Here is a 1,469-nt window from a genome sequence, read left to right on the forward strand (position 1 = left end):
CAATCTGCACCGGTTCTTACACGGCTCTGTTCAAAGTACCGGCAGGCGTCAAGCTAGTTATTGTCGACTTGAGTATTTTCCTGGCAACGTTGTTCAAACCGTTTGGCCAAGTGTGTATAGGGTTGCGCTTTTATCAGATACGCAATCACTCGCCCTGGGCGGGTGAGTCACTGGCTGCCTTTGTCCACAGTTTGACTTGCCTGGTGATCAGGCCTTTCGTTCACCGGTTTTTGTTGTTTCTAGTCTGCCTGCTTTCGGTAACTCTAGTGGCGGCTGACGAACCTCAGGGCAACGACAATCAAAGTAACGAGAAGTGGCTGGAGCCGGCACGTTCCAGACTCATGCATGTCAATGGCGGGATGCCGTTCTTTCCGCATCGGGCCAATACCCCCGGCAATCTGGTTTTGAATGTAAAAGACTTCGACAATGCCCAGGTGTGTGGCGCTTGCCATACAGAGATCTACAAGCAGTGGCGCTCGTCGATGATGTCCCAAGCCTGGGATGAACCCATCTATCGGGCCTTGCTCACGCGTGCCAGTTCGGCCACCGAGGGGAAGGTCRATAACTTCTGCACCGGCTGCCATACCCCGATCGGTCTCACGACCGGGCAGATCAATTCGCAAGTCAACCGCTCCTCGGTTGAAGACAGCGCGAAAAATCATCCGATGCCTGGGGTCGATTGCGAGACTTGCCACAACATCAGCGCTCGCACCGGTCTCGATAACGGCGCCTATGTCTTGAGCCCTCGAGCCCACGGTAAACCGACCAAGTTCGGCCCGCGTAAAGATGCCGTTTCGCCCTATCACGACACCGTGTATTCCGCTCTGCACACACGCTCGGATTTTTGCGCCACCTGTCACAACGTCACGCATCCGTTCAGCAGTGTGGCGGTCGAGCGTACCTATGACGAATGGCAGGAGAGCGCCTACAGCTTCAACGATGTAACCTGCCAGAGCTGCCATATGCCGGGTTTTGCAGGTAAGGCCGCGATCATGGGGCCAGACCGCGAGCAGGTCGCCTCGCATTGGTTCAGCGGAGCCAACGCTACGATGCTCAAGCATCTCGGTCAGGAAGAGGGCGCTCAACGCGGGCGCGACATGCTCGCGCGCGCGGCGCAAATAACGTTCCAGCAACTGCCGACAATCATCATTCCCGGGCAATACACATCGGTCGCAGTCAAAGTGGCCAATGTCGGCGCCGGGCACAAACTGCCGACCGGCTTTCCGGAGGGACGGGAGATCTGGATCGATTTTCGGGTGCTGGATGCCAGTGGTCGCGAGCTCTATCGACTGGGTTCGATCAAGGAAGGCAAGACCGAGGACAACACGCGAAATTTCAAAGTGCACATAGGCGACAAGGACGGCAATCCGTTGGACGTCGAGGTCTGGAATGCCACGCAAATTCTCTCGGACAACCGCATTCTGCCCAAGGGCTACGATATTGGTAATTTCTCCTTCCTGGTGCCGGTC

1 protein-coding gene is annotated in these 1,469 nt (G+C 56.5%); it reads left to right on the forward strand.

The features are described from left to right. Positions 1-1,469: multiheme c-type cytochrome (locus tag AC1DRJ_RS27455; RefSeq protein ID WP_477804915.1), on the forward strand; the 1,469-nt coding region annotated here is incomplete at both ends.

Source organism: Pseudomonas sp. P5_B2, from assembly GCF_056400445.1.